Consider the following 16852-nt stretch of genomic DNA (forward strand, 5'->3'; position numbering starts at 1 on the left):
TGGAAGTGAAGTAGTCATGGCCAAGCGAATCGACGTGAGCGGGCTCACCGCCTACTACGGCTCCCACAAGGCGATCGAGGACATCTCGATGACGGTCGAGCCGCGCTCGGTGACGGCCTTCATCGGCCCCTCCGGCTGCGGCAAGTCGACCTTCCTGCGCACGCTCAACCGGATGCACGAGGTCACCTCGGGCGGCCGGGTCGAGGGCAAGGTGCTCCTCGACGACGAGGACCTGTACGGCCACGGCATCGACCCCGTGTCAGTCCGCCGTGAGGTGGGCATGGTCTTCCAGCGCCCGAACCCGTTCCCCACGATGTCGATCTTCGACAACGTGGCGGCGGGCCTGCGCCTGAACGGCTCGTTCAAGAAGAGCGAGCTGTCGGAGGTCGTCGAGAAGTCCCTCAAGGGCGCGAACCTCTGGAACGAGGTCAAGGACCGTCTGAACAAGCCGGGTTCGGGTCTCTCCGGTGGTCAGCAGCAGCGCCTGTGCATCGCGCGCGCGATCGCGGTGGAGCCCAAGGTCCTCCTCATGGACGAGCCGTGCTCGGCCCTGGACCCGATCTCCACCCTCGCCATCGAGGACCTGATCGGTGAGCTGAAGGAGCGCTTCACGATCGTCATCGTGACGCACAACATGCAGCAGGCGGCGCGTGTCTCCGACCGTACGGCCTTCTTCAACCTGGCCGCCGTCGGCCAGCCCGGCAGGCTGATCGAGATCGACGAGACGGAGCGGATCTTCTCCAACCCGTCCGTCCAGGCCACGGAGGACTACATCTCCGGCCGCTTCGGCTGAGCCGACACCGACCCCTCGCGGTGCTGCATGGCGGTGCCACCGCGAGGACACAGAGGGCCCGCCCCCGGATTCCCGGGGGCGGGCCCGTTTACGTGCACGGTTCCTGGTTCCTACAGGAACACCAGGTTCACGATCCAGAAGGCGCAGGCGGCCACGATCGCCGCCGCCGGCATGGTGATGAACCAGCCGAGGACGATGTTCTTGGCCACGCCCCAGCGGACCGCGTTGACGCGCTTGGTGGCGCCGACGCCCATGATCGCCGAGGTGATGACGTGGGTCGTCGAGACCGGCGCCTTGAACAGGTAGGCGGTGGTGAACATGATCGCCGCACCGGTCGTCTCCGCGGCGAAACCCTGCGGCGGATCGAGCTCGATGATCTTCCGGCCCAGGGTGCGCATGATGCGCCAGCCGCCCGCGTACGTGCCCAGGGACAGCATCACCGCACAGGCGATCTTCACCCAGACCGGGATCGGGTCGCCGTACGTCTCGTGTCCGGAGATGACCAGGGCCATCACCACGACACCCATCGTCTTCTGGGCGTCCTGGAGACCGTGACCGAGGGCCATGCCGGCCGCGGACACGGTCTGCGCTATCCGGAAACCCCGCTTCGCCTTGTGCGGATTGGCCCGCCGGAAGATCCACATGATCGCGGCCATCACCAGGTAACCGACGACCAGACCGACGACCGGTGAGAGGAACATCGGAATGACGACCTTGTCGAGCACACCGTTCCAGATCACTTCGGTGCCGCCCGCCAGCGCGGCCCCCACCATGCCCCCGAACAGCGCGTGCGAGGACGAGGAGGGGAGCCCGAAGTACCAGGTGACGAGGTTCCACACGATCGCGCCGACCAGTGCCGCGAAGAGGATCGCCATCCCCTTCGAGCCCTGCGGCGTCTCGATCAGGCCCTCACTGACGGTCTTGGCGACCCCGGAGCCCAGAAAGGCTCCTGCCAGGTTCATGACCGCCGCCATGGCCAGCGCGGCCCGGGGGGTCAGCGCGCGCGTCGACACCGAGGTCGCGATCGCGTTCGCGGAGTCGTGAAAGCCGTTGGTGTACGTGAAGAAGAGCGCGACCAGGATGGTCACGACCAGAGCGAAGGTGTCCATGGAAGAGGTCAGGACTCCTTGACGGCGATGGTCTCCACCGTGTTCGCCACATGCTCGAACGCGTCCGCGGCCTCTTCGAGGACGTCCACGATCTGCTTGAGCTTGAGGACCTCGATGGCCTCGTACTTGCCGTTGAAGAGCATGGCGAGCAGCTTGCGGTGGATCTGGTCCGCCTGGTTCTCCAGCCGGTTGACCTCGATCCAGTACTCGGTGAGGTTGTCCATGGTCCGCAGGTTCGGCATGGCCTCGGCCGTGAGCTCGGCCGCCCGCGCGAGCACCTCGATCTGCTGCTCGACGCCCTTGGGGAGCTCCTCGACGTTGTAGAGGACGACCAGGTCGACGGCCTCCTCCATGAAGTCCATGATGTCGTCGAGGGAGGACGCCAGGTTGTAGATGTCCTCGCGGTCGAACGGCGTGATGAAGGAGGAGTTCAACTGGTGGAAGATCGCGTGAGTGGCGTCGTCACCGGCGTGTTCAGCGGCCCGCATACGCTCTGCGATCTCGGCCCGGCCGGCGGTGTCCGCGCCGAGCAGTTCCATCAGGAGCTTCGAGCCCGTGACGATGTTGTCCGCGGAGGCGGCGAACATGTCGTAGAAGCTCGTCTCCCTGGGGGTCAGACGAAAGCGCACAAGGGGTCCTCGGGGTGCATCGGTTTCGGTCAGGCTGATGCTAGGTGCATCATCCGGCCACGGCTAATGGGCCGTCCCCCAGTGTCGCCCATCGGGCACAGTGGTTGGCACCGGGGCCGTCCGCAGGCCGTATACCCGGGAAACTTCGGTACGATATACCCAGGAGGGGTATAGGAATGCCCCTTGTTGTGGAGGACGCGATGACGACCACCGACACCGGCGCCACGGCGCCCTCCGAGCCAGTGGCCGAAAACGTCACGCACGGCTACCACAAGCAGAAGGACGAACACCTCAAGCGCCTGCGCCGGATCGAGGGCCAGATCCGGGGCCTGCAGCGGATGGTCGACGAGGACGTCTACTGCATCGACATACTCACGCAGGTGTCGGCCTCCACCAAGGCCCTGCAGTCCTTCGCCCTGCAGCTCCTGGAGGAACACCTGCGGCACTGCGTCGCGGACGCTGCCGTCAAGGGCGGCGACGAGATCGACGCGAAGGTCGAGGAGGCGACGAAGGCCATCGGCCGGCTGCTGCGGACCTGATCGGGCCTTCCCCGCGACGGGACGGGCGCCCCCGGCTCACGTGCCGGGGGCGCTCGCGCGTTCTTCGGTCACTTTCAGCACCTCGTCGATGCTCTCCAGGCTGAGCCGGTCGTCCGCGGCCGACGCCGCGATGATCAGCTCTCCGCACAGTTCGATCTCGGCGAGGGCCACGTGGTCCTGCACCGCCGTACCGCCGACCGGAGCCACGCGCATCACCTCTTCTCTGCCGTTACCGACTTCCTAGAGTAGGGAGCGGCACACACACCGCGCATGGCACGGACGGGCTAGTTCTTGACGCCCGTCATGGCCGCTCACTCCTCGGCGATCTTGCCGGCGTAGATGTCCCGGGCGGCCGGCAGACGTACGTCCGTGGCGATCCCGAAGTCGTACAGGAGGGTCGTCGAGGCGACCGCGACCGTGCCCTGCCGCTGTCCGTTGACGAAGCTGAAGCGGTGGCGGATCTTGCGGATGCGGCCCTGGTCGTCGAGGTAGACGTCGAAGGGCACCGCGGCCGTGGCGAACCCTTTCGCCGCCGCTGCCAGGACATCCTTGTTGGCGCCTGAGGCGCTCTTCGCCGCGGCGGCGAGGTCCGCCGTACCCCGGTAGTGCCGCACCTCGGTCCCCGCGAGCTCGGTCGTGCCGACGTACGTCGCCGTCCTGGTCCCGCGCAGCACCTCGGCGGCGGCGAACGGATCGGTGGCCCCGCCGGTGACGAGATTGCCGTCGGAGAGGGTCGCGGTGTCGACGCGCACCCACTTGTCGGCGGGCACCCCTGCGCCCCGGTTCTTCATGAACAGGGCACCGGGGGCGAGGAGTTCGGTGATCGGCCGGTGCTCGCTGGTGCCGGCCGGGTCCTGCGGCAGCATCACCTTGAGCCGGCCGAGCCGCTCGCGGTAGTCGTACACGCCCTCGCCGCGGATGGTGACCCGGGTGCCGCCGGTGGCCATCTCCATCGACGTGCTCGCCTTCGAACTGCCCGCGTCCTCCAGGGCGTCGGCGGCCCGGCGCAGGGTCCCGACCGGGTCGGGCGCGCGCGCGTCGTCGAGCGTGGCGCCGCTGCCCGAGCAACTGGTGGCGCCGGCGCAGGCGATGAGCACCGCCGCGACGACGACCGACCCGCCGGCCTGCCTCTGCTGTCGCTCCGCCATCGCCGCCTACCCCCAGCCGTCCGTCAAGGACCCCCTGTCGATTCGCCTAACGACGGGCAGGAGGGGGTCGTCACGCGCATACCGGGCCTTTACCCGCGGTGGGTAACGTTGTCGGCGTGGCGCAGCAGGACAGGATCCCCCCACCTCCCTCCGACCCACCGGCCCACCACACGCAGATGGTCGAACAAGGCCGCTTCTGCCTGGCCCGGTGCACCTGCGGCTGGCGCGGGCCGGCGCGCAGAGCCCGCAGCCAGGCGCGGGCGGACGCGGAGGGGCACGCACCGGTCTGAGAGCCGCCCCCGTCCAAGGGTGCTACGTGTGTTCGAGCACCCGCACCAGGAGCTCGTCGACGAGTGTCCTGTCCCGGGGCTGGGTCAGCCGGTTCCTCGCGGCCGTCGGGGAGAGCCAGAGGATGCGGTCGACCTCGTCGTTCGGGGTGAAGGCGCCGGTGGTGGCCTCGGCCGCCCAGTAACGGACCTGCTTGGGGCGACCGTTGGCGTAGTACTGCGCGGCGGAGAGCGGGACGCCGGGTGCGGCCCGGTACCCGGTCTCCTCCTCCACCTCGCGCAGCGCGCCGGTGAGGGCGTCCTCGCCGCGCTTCAGCTTGCCCTTGGGGTGCGACCAGTCGTCGTATTTCGGCCTGTGGACCAGGCAGACCTCCAGCTCGCCGTCGATCGGGGAGCGGCGCCACAGCACGCAGCCTGCCGCCTGTACGGGAGTGTGCGGGGTGTCGGTCACTGGAGTCGCTGCCTCCTTCAGGTGCTGACGGCCTGTTTCTGCCAGCACTGCTGGAACGCGAACCGGGCCGCCTCCACCTCGTGGCGCTGGTCGGCGTGCAGAACGCCGAGGGCGTAGGCGGTGGCCGGGGCGATGCGGGGGGTGCGGGCCGCCGCCGCGGCGGCGGCCGCGGCCTCAGAGGCGTCCCGGTGGCGGTCCAGGGCCTCACCTGCCGTCAGGAGCCGTAGCTCCACCGGGGGGTTGGTGCCGCAGAGGACCTCCCGCGCGTATCGGTGCAGGCGAAGGAGGAGGCGGACCTGGTGCCAGGGGGCGTCCTGGGGGTGGGGGGAGGGGTCCGGGGAGAGACCGTGGATGAGGGCCTCGGCGTTGTACGGATGGCCCGCGGTGATCAGGGGGAGGGCGGTCACCGCGTCCTGGAGGCGTTCCTGTGCCGCGGTGGCCATGGGGTGGAGGTCGGTGGTGACGGCCGTTTTCGTCAGGGGGACTTCGCTCGCCAGTACGGCGATGTTGTCGGCGACCGCGTGGAAGCGGGAGGAGCCGAGGGCCTGGAGGGCGGTGCTGTGGGCTCGGGTGCGGGCGAGGGTGAGCTGGCGGTCGAGGAGGGCGCCCGCTTTCGCGGCGCCCACGGTCAGGTTGCCGCGGTCCGGGGCGGGCACCGGGTGGGTGGGGGAGCCGGCGGTGCCCACCGCCGCACTCGCCGGCTGCGCCGGGAACACCGCGCCCGACAGCCTGTGCAGGGCCAGCAGCAGGCGTTCCAGACGGGACTCGTACGCGTGCTCCATGCCCAAGGTCCCTGACAGCCAGGCCAGTTCGGGGCGGAGGGCCTCCGACCAGTCGGGGTCCAGGAGCGGGCGGAAGGTGTGGAGGCTGGAGCTGATGCGGCGGACCGAGCGGCGCAGGGCCCGGGCTGCGTCGACGGGGTCCTCCGCGCCCGCCGCCGAGGCACCGCCGGACTCCCGGTGCTGGCGCAGGGCGCGGAGGAATTCCGTGGCCTGGGACCGCAGGTAGCCCGCGAGGGCGTCCCCGGTGGTCCCGACGTGCCCGGCCAGGGGATCCGTCGGTTCAAGGTGTTGCTGTGCCACGCCGGCGCCTCCGGGCGTCTATGAGCATCTCCTGGACGTTGCGCAGGGGCTGGCCGTCCGCATCCGTGGCGTGCCGGGTCCACTCGCCGTCCGGGCCGAGATGCCAGGACGCGGTGGTGTCGGACATGCCGGTCTCCAGCAGCCGGTTGAGGGCCGCCCGGTGGGCCGGGTCGGTGACCCGGACCAGGGCCTCTATCCGGCGGTCGAGGTTGCGGTGCATCATGTCGGCGCTGCCGATCCACACCTCGGGCTCGCCGCCGTTGCCGAAGCCGAAGACCCGGGAGTGTTCGAGGAACCGGCCGAGGATCGAGCGGACCCGGATGTTCTCGGACATGCCGGCGACGCCGGGGCGGATCGCGCAGATGCCGCGCACCCAGACGTCGACCGGCACACCCGCCTGGGACGCGCGGTAGAGCGAGTCGATGAGCGCCTCGTCCACCATGGAGTTGACCTTGATGCGGATGAAGGCGGGACGCCCTGCGCGGTGGTGCTGGACTTCCTTGTTCACGCGGGAAATGAGGCCGTCGCGAAGGGACTTGGGCGCCACGAGGAGGCGGCGGTAGGTCTCGCGACGGGAGTAGCCGGACAGCCGGTTGAAGAGGTCGGAGAGGTCCGCGCCCACCTGCGGGTCGGCGGTGAGCAGGCCCAGGTCCTCGTAGAGGCGCGCGGTCTTCGGGTGGTAGTTGCCGGTGCCGACGTGGCTGTACCGCCGTAGCGTGTCGCCCTCCTGACGGACCACCAGGGACAGCTTGCAGTGGGTCTTCAGGCCGACCAGGCCGTAGACGACATGGCAGCCCGCCTCCTCCAGCTTGCGCGCCCACTTGATGTTGGCGTGCTCGTCGAAGCGGGCCTTGATCTCGACCAGGACGAGGACCTGCTTGCCGGCCTCGGCGGCGTCGATGAGGGCGTCGACGATCGGGGAGTCGCCAGAAGTGCGGTACAGGGTCTGCTTGATGGCGAGGACGTCCGGGTCGTCGGCCGCCTGCTGGAGGAAGGCCTGCACCGAGGTCGAGAAGGAGTCGTAGGGGTGGTGCAGCAGGACGTCGCGGGCGCGCAGGGACGCGAAGATGTCGGGCGCGGACGCCGACTCGACCTCCGCCAGGTCGCGGTGGACACCGGCGACGAACTTGCGGTACTTCAGCTCGGGGCGGTCGAGGCCCGCGATGCGGAAGAGGCCGGTGAGGTCGAGAGGGCCGGGGAGCGGGTAGACCTCCGCCTCGGAGATCTTCAGCTCGCGCACCAGCAGGTCGAGGACCTCGCGGTCGATGGACTCCTCGACCTCCAGACGCACCGGCGGGCCGAAGCGGCGCCGCATGAGTTCCCTCTCCAGGGCCTGGAGAAGGTTCTCGGCGTCGTCCTCCTCGACCTCCAGGTCCTCGTTGCGGGTGACCCGGAAGGTGTGGTGCTCCAGCACCTCCATGCCCGGGAACAGCTCCTCCAGGTGGGCCGCGATGACGTCCTCGATGGGGACGTAGCGGCCGGGGGAGGACTCCAGGAAGCGGGACAGCAGCGGCGGGACCTTGACCCGGGCGAAGTGGCGCTTGCCGTTGACCGGGTTGCGCACGATCACGGCCAGGTTCAGCGACAGGCCGGAGATGTACGGGAAGGGGTGCGCCGGGTCGACCGCGAGGGGGGTCAGGACCGGGAAGATCTGGTGGCGGAACAGGGTGAAGAGGCGGGCCTGCTCCTTCTCCTGGAGTTCGCTCCAGCGGACCAGGTGGATGCCCTCCTCGGCCAGGGCGGGAGCGACGTCCTCGTGGTAGCAGGCGGCGTGCCGGGCCATCAGCTCGCGGGAGCGGGCCCAGATCATCTCCAGGACCTCGCGCGGCTGGAGGCCGGAGGCGGAGCGGGTGGCGACGCCGGTGGCGATACGGCGCTTCAGTCCGGCCACCCGGACCATGAAGAACTCGTCCAGGTTGCTGGCGAAGATCGCGAGGAAGTTCGCGCGCTCCAGCATGGGGGTGTTCGGGTCCTCGGCGAGTTCCAGGACACGTTCGTTGAACGCGAGCCAGCTGCGCTCCCGGTCGAGGAAACGACCCTGCGGGAGCTGGGCGGCCCCGTCGACCGGGACCTCCTCGTACGCGTCGAGATCGGCGTCGAGGTCTGGCTCCAGATCGGAAACGGTGGCCGACACGGTGTGCGGGCGGTGCGCGGCTATGGAGCCCACGGAGGGCTGCACGTGCTGGACCTCTGCCTGGGTGTTCGACTGGCTCATGACCCCATTCTTCCGCGCCGGACGCGAAACGGGCGCGTCGGAGGCGGCGAGCGGGAGCACGACGGCGACCGGGGCGTCCCCGTTCCCCGCGGATCCCTCGGGTGGCGGCGAAGGCTCTGGCACGGCGGGCTTCATTCGGTGAGGGTCGCAAGCCCGTCTGAACCAATGGTTACGGCGACATGGCGTTCGGGATATCGGAGGACGGCTCCCGAGCGTCCGCACACCTGAACCGCACGTCCTTCCCGCTGCCGGGGGACATGCGGTTCAGGGGCGTTCTCAGGCGGTACGGCGGCGCAGTACCCGGAAGGCGGCGGTGGTCGCCAGCGCGGTGACGGTGAGGACGATGCCGGTCTCGACGAGGTGCAGGGGCCAGAAATGGGACGCGGGGTGGTAGCCACCGCTCCGGGTCTGCCACAGGGCGGGGGACGCCTTGCCGCTGCCCGCCGTCGGCCAGAAGTCCTCGCGGTACCGCTCGGCACACCGGTTGAGCACGATCATCACCGTGACCGCGACCGCGAGGGCGGGCAGGGAGCGTCGTAGCAGCAGCGCGGCGAGCGTGCCGACCGCCAGCGCGCACAGGCCGTACGCCACCACGACCGGGCCGCGTGCGGCGAACACGTCGGGGAAGGACCAGTCGTCGCCCATCAGGTCCCGGTGCGCCGACCAGGCCCAGCGGTAGACGGGGACGAACACGGCGCCGGCGAGGACGATCAGAACGGCGGGTACGGCGAGCTTGACGGCCAGCCAGCGGGTGGGCGTGCAGGACTGCGTCCATGCCAGTCGCGCGGTGCCCGATTCCAGTTCACGGCCGATCAGCGCGCCGCCCGCCCAGGCGGCCACGGCCCAGAAGCTGTAGTACATGAACGTACTGGTCCAGCCCATGGGCTCGGTGTAGTCGCGCCAGGCCCCGATACCGCACAGGCCCGGTCGGTCGTCGCGGCAGGCGGCCAGGGTCGCGTGGACCGAGTCGGCGGTGACCTCGGTCAGCCAGACCAGGTAGCCGACGCAGGCGAGGACGAAGACGCCCCACACCACCAGGGCCGTGCGGTGCAGCCGCAGCACGGTCCGGGTGAGCCCCTGCCGGTGGAGGGTCGGGGTGCTCATCCGATGGCTGCCCGCCTGCGCAGGAGGCCGAACGCGACGGCGACGGCCACGGCGGTGAGGGCGAGCAGGACGCCGGTCTCCAGGAGCTGGCGGGGCCAGTAGTCGGAGGACGGCAGGTACTCGCGGGTGAACCGGACGACGTCGTGCTTCGCGAGGCAGGCCTTGTCGTCGTAGCAGCCCGGGTCGCGGATCTCGGTGCCGGCGGAGGTGAACGCCCGGCTGCGCGAGCTGAGCTCGGGCTGCTGGTAGCGGCCCTGGAAGGGCCAGTGGTTGCCGCGGAAGGCGTAGACCAGGAAGTACGCGAACCCGCTGAAGGCGAGGGCGGGAAGGGTGCGGCGGGCGGTGAGGCCGATCAGGGCGCCGAGGGTGAGACCGAGCAGGGGGGCGGCGACGGTGGCCGGGCCGAGGGAGAAGTAGAGGGAGCGGGGGCCGATGCCGGCGATGAGCAGCTCGCTGTGGGCGGACCACAGCTGGTGGTACAGGACGGTCAGCAGGGTGGTGCCGAGGACGATGAAGGCCGCGGGGACGGCGAGCGCGGTGGCGAGCCAGCGTGCCGGGGAGACCGACTGGGTCCAGGCGAGCTGTGCGGTGCCGCTCTCCAGTTCGCGGGCGATCAGCGGGCCGCCGGCGAACAGGGCGACGGCGAAGGAGGCCATGGTGAGCAGAGTGTCGGGGTAGTAGAAGAGGTCGTTGTACTCGGTCGCGGGGCTGTCGGGCATGATCAGCCCGGAGTACCCGTAGACGGCGAGTTTCCGCTGTGCGGCCTCGGCACCGGGGCCGAGGAGCCAGAGCAGGAAGCCCGCGGTGGCGGTCACGAAGGCGAGCCAGATCCACAGGGCGCCGCGGTGCAGGCGCAGGACGGTGCGGATCAGGCCGCGTGGTGGGCGCGCCGAAGAAGTGGGCGCTTCGAGGACGGCGGCGGCGCTCATGCGGACACCGCCTCGGGTGCCGTGGTGCCCGGGGTGAGCAGGGCCGGGGCGTCGGGCGCGCGGAGATGGGCGAGCAACAGTCCCTCCAGCGAGGGCTCCTCGGTCGCCCAGCCCTCCCCGACCGGGCCGTCGCGGCGGATCAGGGCGGTCAGACCGCGGCCGGCGGTACGGGACTCGATCACGGTGTGCGGGGCCAGGTCGGCGGGTGTGCCGCGGCCGGTGACCTGGGTGTGGGCGGCGAGCAGGTCGTCGATGCCGCCGCCGAGCCGGACCCGGCCGCCGCCCAGGAGCAGCAGGTGGTCGCAGGCGTCGGCGAGCTCGGCGACGATGTGCGAGGACATCAGCACGCTGGTGCCGCGCTCGGCGGCGTCCGCCATCAGGGTGCCCATCAGCTCGTGCCGGGCGAGCGGGTCGAGGTCGGCCATCGGCTCGTCGAGGAGCATCAGCTCGGGCCGCTTGCCGAGGGCGAGGGCGAGCGCGACCCGGGTGCGCTGGCCGCCGGAGAGCCCGCGGATCCGGGACTTCGGGTCCAGGTCGCCCTGTTCGACGATGCGGGCGGCGCGGGCGGCGTCCCAGCGGGCCGGGTTGAGCTCGGCGCCCATGCGCAGGGTCTCGGCGATGGTCAGCTGGGGGTAGAGCGGCTTGTTCTGGGCGAGGTAGGCGATCCGGTCGCGGGTCTCGCCGGGCGCCCCGCCGAGGACGGTGAGCGTGCCGGAGGTGCGGCGCAGCAGGCCGGCGGCTATCGCGAGGAGGGTGGACTTTCCGGCGCCGTTGGGGCCGACCAGTGCGCTGATGCGGCCGGTGGGCAGCCGGAAGGAGCAGCCGTCGAGGGCGGCGGCCCGCCTGCCGTACCGCTTGCCCAGGCCGGACGCCTCCAGGGCGAAGGCCGGGGTGGTGCTGGTGGAACTCACTGGTCCCCCTTCGGGAAGTGCTCATCGAGTACGGCGGTGAAGAACGCGTCGACGTCCTCGCGGCCGAGGCCCGCGGACCGGGCGCGCTTCGCCCAGTCGTCGAGTTCGGTGCGCAGGGGTGTGTCGGCCGTGTGGGCGCCGAGGGTCCTGCGGACGAAGGTGCCGAGGCCGCGGCGGGCCTCGACCAGGCCCTCGCGCTCGAGTTCGCGGTATGCCTTGAGCACGGTGTTCGGATTGATGGCGGTGGCCTCCACGACCTCGCGGGCGGTGGGGAGCCTGTCGCCGGGTTCGAGGAGGCCCAGTCGTAGGGCCTGCTTGGTCTGCTGGACGATCTGCACGTAGGTGGCGACGCCGGAGCGCCGGTCGATGCGGTACTCGACCACGCGGACAACCACCCTTTCACTAATTGAGTAGTGAAAGGGTGGTGGAAGGTGGTCGTGAAAGTCAAGCGTGCGGGTGTGAACCGGTCGGCGGGGGTCGTCCGATGAAGGGGCGTGAGGGAAACGGAAAGCGACGGGGATCTGCTGCGGGCCATCGCGGCGGACGGGGACCGGCGTGCCTTCGAGGAGCTGTACCGGCGGTACGCGCCCTGGCTGCTCGCGCGGCTGCGGGGGCGGTGTGCGGACGCGGCCCTGGTCGACGACGTCGTGCAGGAGACGTTCCTCGCGGTGTGGCGGGGGACCGCGCGCTACCGCGAGGAAGGCGATGTGGCCGGGTGGCTGTGGCGGATCGGCTCCCGCCGGCTGATCGACGCGCTGCGCGGTGACGGGGCGCGGGGGCGGCTCAGGCAGGCCCTGTCCCGCCTGCGGCACCGGGACGAGGCGTCCGCGGAGGAGCGCGTGCTCGCGGGGGTGGAGCACGGGGACCTCGCGGGTGCCCTCGTCCGGCTGTCACCGGAGCTGCGGGCGGTCCTGCAGGCGACGGTCATCGACGGCCTGACCACCCGCGAGGCCGCCGTCCTGCTGGGCATCCCGCCCGGCACGGTCAAGACCCGGGCGATGCGGGCCCGCAAGCAGCTGAGGGAGGCACTGACGTGAACACGAACAAACGACTGCGGGCCGCTGCGCGGGGCCTGGGACCACGGAGGGTGTCTGGCGCCGGAGTGCGGGTTCCGGTACGGCGGAGGGTGGCTGGGGCCGCTGTGCAGGGCCTGGGACCGCGGACGATGGCGCGGGCCGCTGCGCGGGTCCCGGGACGGCAGACGGCTGGGGTCGGAGTGCGGGTTCCGGTACGGCGGAGGGTGGCTGGGGCCGCTGTGCAGGGCCTGGGACCGCGGACGATGGCGCGGGCCGCTGCGCGGGTCCCGGGACGGCAGACGGCTGGGGCCGGAGTGTGGGGCCCGAGACGGCGGAGGGTGCCTGGGGTCGGAGCGTCGCAGAGTTCGGGACGGCAGGCGACGCCTGGGGTCGTTGTGCAGGGCCCGGGCCCGGGCCCGGGGGCGGTGGCTGGGGCCGAGACGTGGGGCCCGGTACCGCGGACGATGACCGGGTCCGGAGTGCACGGCTCCGCGCCGGTGCGAGTGAAGGAGGTGGCGGCATGAGTTGGCATGTGGCCGAAGGTGATCTGCGGGCTTATGCCCAGGGCGAGTTGGCCGCCCCCCTGCTCTGGTCCGCCGACACCCACCTGGCGGCCTGCGCCGAGTGCCGGGGGCTGCTCGCCGACGTGAGCGACCCGGTCGCCCTGGACGCCGGGTGGGAGCGGCTGGACGCCGAGCTGGACGCGCCCCGGCCGGGATGGCTCGAGTCGCTGCTGACCCGGGCCGGGATCGCCGACCACACCGCGCGGCTGCTCGCGGCCACGCCGGTGCTCAGGCGCTCCTGGCTGGCGGCCGTCGTGTTCCTGCTGCTGACGACCGTCGGCGCGGTGCACACGACCGAGTCGCCGACCCTGTTCCTCGCCCTCGCCCCGCTGCTTCCGCTGGCCGGTGTGGCCCTGTCCTACGGTCCCGCGCTCGACCCGACCTACGAGATGACGGTCGTTGCGCCCACCCACGGCTTCCGGCTGCTGATGATCCGCACGCTCGCCGTGCTGGTCGCGGGCCTCGGCCTCAACGGGCTCGCCACCCTCGCCCTGCCCGGCTACGGCCTGCGCGCCCTCGCCTGGCTGTTGCCCGCGCTCGCGCTCACCGCGACCGGCCTCGCGCTCACCCCGCGGCTCGGCCCGGTGCTGGCCCCGTCCCTGGTGGGCGGCGCCTGGGTCGCCGTACTCCTGGCAGCGCAGGCCGCGCAGCAGACGGCCGCCGATCCGCTGGCGCCCTTCACCGCGGCCGGGCAGGGCGTGGCCGGGACCGTCGCCGCGCTCGCCGCCGGGCTGCTCTTCCTCCTCCGTGACCGCTTCGACCTCTTCAACGGGAGCGCCGAATGACCACCGCCGTCTCCGCCTCCGGGCTCCATCTCCGCTACGGCGGCACCCGCGCCCTCGATGACGTGTCGCTGCGGCTGACACCGGGCGTGACCGGGCTGCTAGGGCCCAACGGGGCCGGAAAGACCACCCTGTTGCGGGTGCTCGCCACCGCCGTGCCCGCCGACCGGGGCTCCTTCACCGTCCTCGGCCACGACCCCGGCACCTCGCGCGGCCGTCAGCAGGTCCGCCGCTCGCTCGGCTATCTGCCACAGACCCCGGGTTTCCACCCGGACTTCAGCGCCTTCGAGTTCGTCGACTACGTGGCGATCCTCAAGGAACTCACCGACCGCACCGCACGCCACCGCGAGGTGCGGCGCGTGCTGGAGGAGGTCGACCTCGGGGACGTACGCGCGAAGCGCATCAAGAAGCTGTCCGGCGGGATGCGCCAGCGGGTCGCACTGGCCGCCGCCCTCGTCGGCGACCCCGGCTTCCTCGTCCTCGACGAGCCGACCGTCGGACTCGACCCCGAACAGCGCATGCGGTTCCGGGAGTTGATCGCCCAGGCCGGAGAGGGCCGGACCGTCCTCCTGTCCACCCACCAGACCGAGGACGTGGCGATGCTCTGCCACCGCGTCCTCGTCATGGCCCGCGGCCGCATCCTCTTCGAGGGCACCCCCGCCGACCTGACCGCCCGCGCCGCCGGCCGGGTGTGGAGCAGCACGGAACGCGCCCCGGACGCGAAGGCGGGCTGGCGCACCGGCACCGGCTCCTTCCGCAACGTAGGCGATCCGCCCGCCGGCGCCGACCTCGTCGAACCCACCCTGGAGGACGGCTACCTGCTCACCCTGGACGACGCGGGCACGGACCCGGAGGTGGCGGCCGCATGAGCCTGGCGACCGAGACGGCGGCCGAGTCCGCCGCCGTGCACGAGGACGATCCGCGGCACTCCTGGGCGGCCGTGTTCGCCCTCGCCCGCTTCGAGGCACGCGACCTGCTGTGGTACGTCCCGGTGGTGGCGACGCTCCTGCTGTACGTCGGCTACACCGCCTGGACGCTGTTCGACGAGAAGGAGGGCATGGACGCCTTCCCGGCCCTCCAGGACGCCGACCGCGCCACCCAGACCGGGCCCCTGCTGTTCGGGATCGCCCTGTTCGTGTGCGTCAACCGGTGCACACTGCGCTCCCGCAGGCGCGGTACCGACCGGCAGTTCGACGTGCTGGTCATGGAACCGTGGCGGCGAACGGTCGCGCATGTGCTGTCGGTGGTGCCCTTCGCCGCCGTCACCGCGCTGATCGTGCTCGGCGAGTTCACCCGGCAGGCCCTCAGGCCGGGCGCGGTGGGCCACGGCTCACTCGCCGAACTGGCCGTCGGCCCCCTGTACGTGCTGCTGTGCGGCGCGCTCGGAGTGCTGCTCGCGCGGCTGGTCCCCTCCACGTTCGCGGTGCCGGTCGGCGTGGTCGGACTCTTCGTCTTCAGCGTGTTCATCTCCGCGGGCACCGGCGGCGCGGAGTGGTCGCGCTGGCTGTCCCCGATCGTGGGCGAGAACGGCGGCAACACGGTCCTGCCTTCGGACCTCATCGGCCGTCCCGCGGCCTGGCACGCCCTGTATCTGACCGGGCTGGTCCTGGTCCTGGCCTTCTGCGCGGTCCTGGCGAGCGGCGGGCGCACGGTGTATCTGAAGGCGGGCGCGGCGGGCGCGCTCGCGCTGACGCTGGCCGGCGCGGTGGGCCAGTCCGGGGGCGTGTCGGCGGAATTGGCCGCCGCCCGCGATCAGGCCACGGTGTCCCCGCAGCGGGACCAGACGTGCGTGAAGCGCGGAGGCTCGACTTACTGCGCCTTCCCCGAGTGGACCGGCCGCGCGGGCACCTGGGCGGGGGTCGTGGACCGCGTCCAGTCGCTGGCCGGCGGCACGGCCGCCCGGCAGCCCCTTGTCGTACGGCAGCGGGTCGAGGCCCGTTACGGACTGACCGGCGACGGGGCGATCGATCCGCTCACCGCGCCGGGCCAGGTGACGGTCGGCACGCGCTGGGGCGGCAACCGGGTCCCCGAGTTCGCGGTCGCCGTCGCCTCCGTGCTGGTCGCCGGTGACGAGTCGAAGGGCGGCGAGCTGTGCGACGGGCGGGTGGTCACGACGATGTGGCTCGCGGTGGGCGGAGCCTCCCACCCGATGACCGACCTCGCGAACGTCCGCCTCGACGACAGTGTCACCGGGTCGGCGTACGTCCTCGCCCCGACCAGCGGGCTGTCCATGACGGCCGGACAGACCGATGTCCTGCGGGAGTTGCTGGAACGCCCGCGCGGCGAGGTGACGGCTTCCGTGAGGCGGCACTGGACCGAGCTGACCGCGGCCGGGGTCTCGACGGCCCGGGTGGCAAAGGCGCTGGGGACCGAGGTGCCGAAGGGGGCGAAGGACTGTGCGGACGAGTGACGAGGGTGTCGGGCCGGGGAGAAAGACCCCGCGAGGTGTGAACTCGGCGCTGGTGGTGGCCGTGGCGCGGACCCTGCCGTGGCGGGCGGTCGGTACCGGCGCGGTCGTGGGGCTGCTGGTGGCCGCTCTGCCGCGGCTGCTGTCCGGGACGCTCGACGCGTGGCTCGCTCTCGCCCTCCTCCGGGCGTCCGCGCTCGTCTTCGCCCTGGGTCTGACCTTCCTCCTGGACGATCCGGCCCGGGAGCTCACCACCCCCGTCCCCACCCGGCGTTGGGTCCGGACGGGACTGCGGGTCGCGCTGGTGGTGCCGGTCGCCGCGCTGTGGTGGACGGCCGCACTGAGCCTCCTGCCGGCACATGTCCGACCCCCCGTCGGCGCGGTCACCCTGGAGGCCGCGGCGACGGCCGCCGTCGCCCTGGCCGCCGCGGCGGTCGCCGTCCGCTTCACCGACGAGCCCCGGCCCGGCCCGTCGGTGGCGGCGGGCCTGCTGACCCTCGCCCTCCTGGCCCCCCACCTGCTCCCGACCCGCTGGGACCTGTTCGTCCTGGTGGGGGACCCCGGCTGGGCGGCGGCACATGTGCGGTGGGCCGTGGTGCTGGTGGGCGGGGTTTTGCTGGGAGCGGCCTGCGCGGTGGAGCCGTTGCGGGGTCTCAGGTCCCGGCTGGCGTCGTCCTGACCCTGCGGTGTCGCCGTACGCTCCCACGGGGGAGGACCACGGCGGCTGGGGCCGGTTCGTCCTGGTGGGGGACCCCGGCTGGGATGTGGCACACCCGCGGTGGCCGGGGGCGCGGTCCTGTTGGGAGCGGCCTGCGCGGTGGAGCCGTCGCGCGGGCTCAGGTCACGCCTGCATGCGTGCTGACCTGGCGGTGTCGCCGTAGCGCCCC

The 16852-nt window shown here is 71.9% G+C and carries 18 protein-coding genes; 7 read left to right on the plus strand and 11 right to left on the minus strand.

Going from position 1 to position 16852, the window contains the following annotated elements:
- Positions 1–16 precede the first annotated feature (16 nt).
- Positions 17–793 carry a phosphate ABC transporter ATP-binding protein PstB gene (gene pstB, locus OG841_RS24930; RefSeq protein WP_328639455.1) on the plus strand — a complete coding sequence of 259 codons (777 nt, stop codon included), beginning with the start codon at positions 17–19 and terminating at the stop codon, positions 791–793.
- A 110-nt stretch (positions 794–903) separates the two neighbouring features.
- Here pstB and OG841_RS24935 read toward each other — a convergent pair whose 3' ends face one another.
- Both OG841_RS24935 and OG841_RS24940 read right to left on the minus strand, forming a co-directional pair.
- A complete protein-coding gene (locus tag OG841_RS24935) occupies positions 904–1902 on the minus strand; it encodes an inorganic phosphate transporter (protein WP_328639454.1) in 999 nt (332 codons plus the stop codon).
- A gap of 8 nt (positions 1903–1910) precedes the next feature.
- Positions 1911–2531: a DUF47 domain-containing protein gene (locus OG841_RS24940; protein WP_030043659.1), complete on the minus strand. Its 621-nt coding sequence runs from the start codon at positions 2529–2531 to the stop codon at positions 1911–1913.
- 200 nt (positions 2532–2731) lie between these two features.
- Between OG841_RS24940 and OG841_RS24945 the strand changes: the two genes are divergently transcribed.
- A complete protein-coding gene (locus OG841_RS24945; protein ID WP_328639453.1) occupies positions 2732–3070 on the plus strand; it encodes a metal-sensitive transcriptional regulator in 339 nt (112 codons plus the stop codon).
- A gap of 36 nt (positions 3071–3106) precedes the next feature.
- Here the strand turns inward: OG841_RS24945 and OG841_RS24950 are convergent, their stop codons facing one another.
- From OG841_RS24950 to OG841_RS24990, 9 genes are all read right to left on the minus strand, one after another.
- Positions 3107–3283 carry a hypothetical protein gene (locus OG841_RS24950; protein ID WP_371566887.1) on the minus strand — a complete coding sequence of 59 codons (177 nt, stop codon included), beginning with the start codon at positions 3281–3283 and terminating at the stop codon, positions 3107–3109.
- Positions 3284–3381: 98 nt separating this feature from the next.
- Positions 3382–4218 (minus strand): hypothetical protein, encoded by an 837-nt coding sequence (locus OG841_RS24955; RefSeq protein WP_371566888.1) that lies wholly within the window; start codon positions 4216–4218, stop codon positions 3382–3384.
- A gap of 312 nt (positions 4219–4530) precedes the next feature.
- The gene (locus OG841_RS24960) at positions 4531–4956 is read right to left on the minus strand and encodes an NUDIX hydrolase (RefSeq protein WP_328639450.1); all 426 of its coding nucleotides are present in this window, start codon (positions 4954–4956) and stop codon (positions 4531–4533) included.
- A 17-nt stretch (positions 4957–4973) separates the two neighbouring features.
- The gene (locus tag OG841_RS24965; protein ID WP_328639449.1) at positions 4974–6038 is read right to left on the minus strand and encodes a CHAD domain-containing protein; all 1065 of its coding nucleotides are present in this window, start codon (positions 6036–6038) and stop codon (positions 4974–4976) included.
- Positions 6019–8253, minus strand: a complete 2235-nt coding sequence (locus OG841_RS24970) for an RNA degradosome polyphosphate kinase (protein WP_328639448.1) — start codon at positions 8251–8253, stop codon at positions 6019–6021. Before OG841_RS24970 ends, OG841_RS24965 begins: the two co-directional genes overlap by 20 nt.
- A 276-nt stretch (positions 8254–8529) precedes the next feature.
- Positions 8530–9357, minus strand: a complete 828-nt coding sequence (locus OG841_RS24975) for a hypothetical protein (RefSeq protein ID WP_365121916.1) — start codon at positions 9355–9357, stop codon at positions 8530–8532.
- Positions 9354–10286 carry a hypothetical protein gene (locus OG841_RS24980; RefSeq protein ID WP_328639446.1) on the minus strand — a complete coding sequence of 311 codons (933 nt, stop codon included), beginning with the start codon at positions 10284–10286 and terminating at the stop codon, positions 9354–9356. Before OG841_RS24980 ends, OG841_RS24975 begins: the two co-directional genes overlap by 4 nt.
- Positions 10283–11197: an ABC transporter ATP-binding protein gene (locus tag OG841_RS24985; protein WP_365121919.1), complete on the minus strand. Its 915-nt coding sequence runs from the start codon at positions 11195–11197 to the stop codon at positions 10283–10285. Before OG841_RS24985 ends, OG841_RS24980 begins: the two co-directional genes overlap by 4 nt.
- Positions 11194–11580: a GntR family transcriptional regulator gene (locus tag OG841_RS24990; RefSeq protein ID WP_266562917.1), complete on the minus strand. Its 387-nt coding sequence runs from the start codon at positions 11578–11580 to the stop codon at positions 11194–11196. The genes OG841_RS24985 and OG841_RS24990 overlap by 4 nt, the downstream gene beginning before the upstream one ends.
- Before the next feature lie 111 nt (positions 11581–11691).
- Here OG841_RS24990 and OG841_RS24995 point away from each other — a divergent pair, with 111 nt between their 5' ends.
- The 5 genes from OG841_RS24995 (at position 11692) to OG841_RS25015 (ending at position 16644) form a co-directional block, all read left to right on the plus strand.
- Positions 11692–12234, plus strand: coding sequence for an RNA polymerase sigma factor (locus OG841_RS24995; RefSeq protein ID WP_266385236.1), 543 nt, complete (start codon positions 11692–11694; stop codon positions 12232–12234).
- Positions 12235–12733: 499 nt separating this feature from the next.
- Positions 12734–13561 carry a zf-HC2 domain-containing protein gene (locus OG841_RS25000; RefSeq protein ID WP_365121923.1) on the plus strand — a complete coding sequence of 276 codons (828 nt, stop codon included), beginning with the start codon at positions 12734–12736 and terminating at the stop codon, positions 13559–13561.
- Entirely contained in the window at positions 13558–14427 is an 870-nt protein-coding gene (locus OG841_RS25005; protein ID WP_328639443.1) for an ABC transporter ATP-binding protein, read from the plus strand. The genes OG841_RS25000 and OG841_RS25005 overlap by 4 nt, the downstream gene beginning before the upstream one ends.
- Positions 14424–15968, plus strand: coding sequence for an ABC transporter permease (locus OG841_RS25010; RefSeq protein WP_328639442.1), 1545 nt, complete (start codon positions 14424–14426; stop codon positions 15966–15968). The genes OG841_RS25005 and OG841_RS25010 overlap by 4 nt, the downstream gene beginning before the upstream one ends.
- A gap of 37 nt (positions 15969–16005) precedes the next feature.
- Positions 16006–16644, plus strand: a complete 639-nt coding sequence (locus OG841_RS25015; protein ID WP_365121926.1) for an ABC transporter — start codon at positions 16006–16008, stop codon at positions 16642–16644.
- The last annotated feature ends 208 nt before the right edge of the window (positions 16645–16852 follow it).

Source organism: Streptomyces canus, assembly GCF_041435015.1.
Classification (GTDB): Bacteria; Actinomycetota; Actinomycetes; order Streptomycetales; family Streptomycetaceae; genus Streptomyces; species Streptomyces canus_G.